Below are 5,099 nucleotides of genomic sequence, written 5' to 3'. Positions count from 1 at the left end.
CGTCGGGGGTTGTTATGGTGGGGGGGGGGGGCCCCCGCGTGCGGCGCCGCCCCTCGAATGCACACCCCCGCGCGTGCGGGGAACATCCAGTGCCGTAGATCCGCTGTAGCTGCGGGTTCGGATCACCCCCGCGTCGGCGGGGACCACATCACACCTGGATCCGGCGCTCCACAGCGTCAACGATCTCGGCGATGGCCTGGTCACGCGGAATGCCGTTCTTCTGCGAACCGTCCCGGTAGCGGAAGCTGACCGCCCCGGCCGCCATGTCGTCGTCACCAGCGATGATCATGAACGGAGTCTTGGCGCGCTGCGCATTGCGGATCTTCTTCTGCATCCGGTCCGAGGACGAGTCGACCTCGACCCGCAGCCCCTTCGCCTTGGCCTCCGCCGCGAACTCCTCCAGATACGGCACATGGCTGTCGCCGATCGGGATGCCCACCGCCTGGACCGGCGCGAGCCAGACCGGGAAGGCGCCCGCGTAGTGCTCCAGCAGCACCGCGAAGAACCGCTCGATGGATCCGAACAGGGCCCGGTGGAGCATGATCGGCTGCTGCCGAGAGCCGTCCGCCGCCGTGTACTCCAGCTCGAACCGGGCGGGCTGGTTGAAGTCGACCTGGATGGTCGACATCTGCCAGGTCCGGCCGATGGCGTCCTTCGCCTGGACCGAGATCTTGGGCCCGTAGTAGGCCGCGCCGCCCGGGTCCATGACCAGTTCGAGGCCCTGCTTCTCGGCGGCCTGCCGCAGCAGATCGGTGGCCTCGGCCCACTGCTCATCGGACCCGATGAACTTGTCGCTGTCGTCGCGGGTGGACAGCTCCAGGTAGAAGTCGTTCAGACCGTAGTCGCGGAGCAGGTCGAGCACGAAGGTGAGCAGGGAGTCCAGCTCGTCCGGCGCCTGCTCCCTGGTGCAGTAGATGTGCGAGTCGTCCTGGGTGAAGCCGCGGGCCCGGGTGAGGCCGTGGACGACGCCCGACTTCTCGTAGCGGTAGACCGTGCCGAACTCGAACAGCCGCAGCGGCAGCTCTCGGTAGGACCGCCCGCGCGCCCGGAAGATCAGGTTGTGCATCGGGCAGTTCATGGCCTTGAGGTAGTAGTCCTGCCCCTCGAACTCCATGGGGGGGAACATGCCCTCCATGTAGTGCGGCAGGTGCCCCGAGGTCTCGAACAGCTTGGCCTTGGTGATATGCGGGGTGTTGACGAACTCGTAGCCGGCCTCTTCGTGCCGCTTCCGCGAGTACGCCTCCATCTCCCGGCGGATGATCCCGCCCTTGGGGTGGAACACCGCGAGACCCGACCCCAGCTCGTCGGGGAAGGAGAACAGGTCCAGCTCGGAGCCCAGCTTGCGGTGGTCGCGCTTCTCGGCCTCCACCAGGAAGTCCAGATACGCCTTGAGCTCGTCCTTGGTCGGCCAGGCGGTGCCGTAGAGCCGCTGCAGCTGCGGGTTGCGCTCACTGCCCCGCCAGTACGCGGCGGCGCTGCGCATCAGCTTGAACGCCGGGATGTTCCGGGTGGTCGGCAGGTGCGGCCCCCGGCACAGGTCCTTCCAGCACAGCTCGCCGCTCTTCGCGTCGAGGTTGTCGTAGATGGTCAACTCACCGGCGCCGACCTCGGCCGACGCGCCCTCGGCGGCATCCGCGGCCGACCCTTTGAGCCCGATCAGCTCCAGCTTGTACGGCTCGGCCGCCAGCTCCTCGCGGGCGGCCTCGTCGGTGACGGGGCGGCGGGAGAACCGCTGGCCCCGCTTGATGATCTCCTGCATCTTCTTCTCGATGCGCTTGAGATCGTCCGGGTGGAACGGGGTCTCGACGTCGAAGTCGTAGTAGAAGCCGTCCTTGATCGGCGGGCCGATGCCGAGCTTGGCCTCCGGGAAGAGCTCCTGCACGGCCTGCGCCATGACATGCGCGGTGGAGTGGCGCAGGATGTCCAGACCGTCCCGGCTGGTGATCTCGACCGGCTCGACCTCATCGCCCTCGGCCAGCTCGTACGCCAGGTCCTTCAGCTGCCCGCCGACGCGCGCGGCCACGATCGAGCGATCGCCGTCGAACAGGTCCGCCGCCGTAGTGCCCGTGGTCACCACGCGCTCTTCCCGCTCGGAATCGCGTTGGATGCTCACACGGACGTCTGACACCGGTCTCTCCTGACTGATGGATCACTCGGAGCAGCGATTGCTGCGCAGCGTGAATCGTACCGAGCCGGAGGGCCGGACCGCGAAACGGTTACGGGGACGGTTACGGGAGCGATCATCGCCAGGACTCGCCGCCACAGCTCGCCGTCAGGGCTCGGGGCATCCGTCGCCGTGCTCCCCCTCAGGCCCGCCGCAGGCCTCCTCGAAGAAGGCCGCGACGCCCAGGTTCGCCTGCATCGACTTCAGCAGCCGGTCCCGCTCGGCCTCGTCGACCTGCACCGGGGCGACGTCCCTGGCGCCGGTGATCCGCCGGAACCCGCCCCGGCTCTCCACCCGGCCGCTCACCCGGATGGGCAGCCCCACCAGATGTGCGTGTCCCGCGATCCGGTAGTCGTCCTCCTCCAGCGCGATCCGTACCTGCCCCACCTCGGCGCCGGCGAGCACCCGCAGCCGGACCGTCCCGGGGCCGCCCGGTCCGGTGCGGCGCAGCCGCACCACCGCACCGGTGACCCGCACCGACACCGACGGCTCGGCCTGCTCGTAGCGGGCGCCGGCCTCCCGCAGGGCCGGCAGATCGCCGGGGCTGAACTCCACCGGCTCCGGCCGGACCGCCGAGCCGTGCGGCGGGCCGGCCCCGGGCGACCACTCCAGCGCCACCCGGGCCCCTTCCGTCCCCTCGACGAGGGCGACGACGGCCTCGGTCAGCTCATGGCTCACGCCCGCCTCCACGGCGGTGTCGAAAGCCTCCTGCCTGCCGGTGGTCCGCTGGTAGTCCACCGCGTCACGGAGCGCGTACAGCGCGCGCAGCAAGGTCCCGGTGACGGCCCGCCCGTGCTCCACCGGTACGAAGACGGTCAGCTCGCGCCCGCCGGGGCCGGCCGGCCCGATCAGTACGTGCTCCAGCCACGCCTCGGCCTCGCGGCGGTGGCGCGCCCCGTAGTAGCCCGCCCGCCCCCGGGCGGCGAGCGCCCCGGCCAGCAGCGTGGCGCGGGCGGCGGCGCGCAGCCGCTCCTGCGCGGTCCAGGCGGGAGCGCCCGTACGGGGCTCGGGTACCTCGCGGCGCCAGCGGATCTCGTCGCTGGGCACCGCCAGGCCGATCAGCACCTCGCGGGCGGACGGGGCGGCGCTGCGGGCCAGCGCGGTCACCGCCTCGCCCAGCAGATCGCCGCTGTCGGGGAACTCCCGGCTTTCGGGCACCAGCAGGCTGGTGCCGCCGGTCAGGTAGCCGGGCGGTGTCCAGCGCGCGTACCACCCCACCGCTCCCCCGCGCCGCCGCCAGCCGTGCCGGGCCAGCAGGGCACCGAGCACGGCCGGGTCCACCTGGTCCGGGGACGGGGTGGGCGCGGCGGGCGCGGGCTCCTCGGTCGGGCGGTACCGGTCCATCAGGGTTTCCCTCCCGCCCCGACCCGGGACATGATCTCGCAGAGCGCGCGGTCGTCGAAGATCCTCGAGGTCGGGATCCGCACGGTGGTCCGGCGGCTGCCCGTGACGGGGTGGCCGGCCAGGTTGGTCCAGTAGCAGCAGTGGCGCAGCGCCAGACGGTCGTGACCGGCGCGCACCCAGTCGTCCCGGGCGCGCGGCACGATCATCACGACGAGGATCTTGTGGACCGAGACCGGGGTCCGGGCCAGCTTGATCAGGTGGTCGTTGTCGAGGGTGAAGGAGAAGGTCGGCCCGGGCGGGCGGGGGGCGATCTGGTACGTGGCCTTGAGCTGCACCTTGATCGTCACTTCGTCGTCGACGGTGTGCCCGCGCGCGCTGTGGCTGAGGTGCCAGTCGATGCCGTGGTCGGGGAAGGGCTGCGCCAAGGAGCAGCCGGCGGCCGCCGCGACCGCGTGCAGATAGCCGACCTGCAAAGTCTCCATACAGGCGGTGGTGGCGAGGGAGCCTCGCGGCGGTGCGATCCGCTCGGACAGCAGACTGCTCGCCGGCGTGGCCGGGTCGGGCTGCGCGAACGCCATGTCGTCGAGCGCCTTCCGGAATTGCCGGATTGGACACCAGTGTTGTCTCCGCGTCAGGAGCCCGGCAAACGGCGGCGGTTCGGCCCACTCTCGACGGGTATCACCAGGTGGGGCGGGGTCGTAGATGCCATTTGGTGAGCGAGCACGAGGAGTTGAGGCCATGCCGTCCTGGTTCGAGGGGCCTCTCGCCGCATTCGACACGGAGACCACAGGGATCGATGTAGAGCAGGACCGGATCGTGTCGGCCGCTTTGGTGGTCCAGCGGGGGGCCGGGAGTCTGCCGGAGGTCAGGCGCTGGCTGGTGAGCCCGGGGATATCGGTGCCGGAGGCGGCGAGCGCGATACACGGGCTGACCGACGCGCATCTCCAGCGGCACGGCAGGTGGCCGGCCCCGGTGGTGGACGAGGTGGCGCGGGCGCTGGCCGAGCAGTCCGCCCGGGGCACCCCGGTGGTGGTGATGAACGCGCCGTTCGATCTGACCCTGCTGGACCGTGAGTTGAAACGCCACCGCAATGCGAGCCTGTCCACGTATGTCTCCCTGCGCTCACTGGCCATCCTCGACCCCCGGGTGCTGGACAAGCACCTGGACCGTTATCGCAAGGGCCGCCGCACGCTCACCGATCTGTGCGCCCATTACGGCGTGGAGTTGACGGGCGCGCATGACGCGGCGGCGGACGCCACGGCCGCCCTGGAAGTGGTGCGGGCGGTGGGCCGCCGCTTCACCTCCCGGCTGGGCACGATGACGCCCGCGGAGCTGCACGACCGGCAGACGGTGTGGTACGCGGCGCAGGCCCGCGGTCTGCAGGCGTGGTTCGCGCTCAACGGCTCGCAGGAGGTGTGCGACCCGGCCTGGCCGATGCGGCCGGAGCTGCCCGCCGCGGCGTAGGCCCGCCGGATACGTGTCGAGGCCCGGACAAGGGTTGAGGCCGGACCGCCTGCTGGCGGCCCGGCCTCATGAGGTGGGCGATACTGGGTTCGAACCAGTGACCTCTTCGGTGTGAACGAAGCGCTCT

At 71.0% G+C, this 5,099-nt stretch carries 4 protein-coding genes; 1 reads left to right on the top strand and 3 read right to left on the bottom strand.

The window, feature by feature from the left end; genetic code table 11:
- Positions 1-148: 148 nt before the first annotated feature.
- The 3 genes from thrS to ACWDSL_RS51775 form a co-directional block, all read right to left on the bottom strand.
- Entirely contained in the window at positions 149-2,128 is a 1,980-nt protein-coding gene (gene thrS / locus ACWDSL_RS51785) for a threonine--tRNA ligase (protein ID WP_450496546.1), read from the bottom strand.
- Positions 2,129-2,272: 144 nt separating this feature from the next.
- Positions 2,273-3,508, bottom strand: a complete 1,236-nt coding sequence (locus ACWDSL_RS51780; protein ID WP_450496545.1) for a hypothetical protein — start codon at positions 3,506-3,508, stop codon at positions 2,273-2,275.
- Complete coding sequence (locus tag ACWDSL_RS51775) at positions 3,508-4,086, bottom strand: DUF4365 domain-containing protein (protein ID WP_014175010.1); 579 nt, start codon at positions 4,084-4,086, stop codon at positions 3,508-3,510. The genes ACWDSL_RS51780 and ACWDSL_RS51775 overlap by 1 nt, the downstream gene beginning before the upstream one ends.
- Positions 4,087-4,246: 160 nt before the next feature.
- Between ACWDSL_RS51775 and ACWDSL_RS51770 the strand changes: the two genes are divergently transcribed.
- Complete coding sequence (locus ACWDSL_RS51770; protein ID WP_450496543.1) at positions 4,247-4,972, top strand: exonuclease domain-containing protein; 726 nt, start codon at positions 4,247-4,249, stop codon at positions 4,970-4,972.
- Positions 4,973-5,099: the final 127 nt, after the last annotated feature.

Source organism: Streptomyces sp. NPDC000941, assembly GCF_053599555.1.
This window is presented reverse-complemented; position numbering and strand designations above follow the sequence as displayed.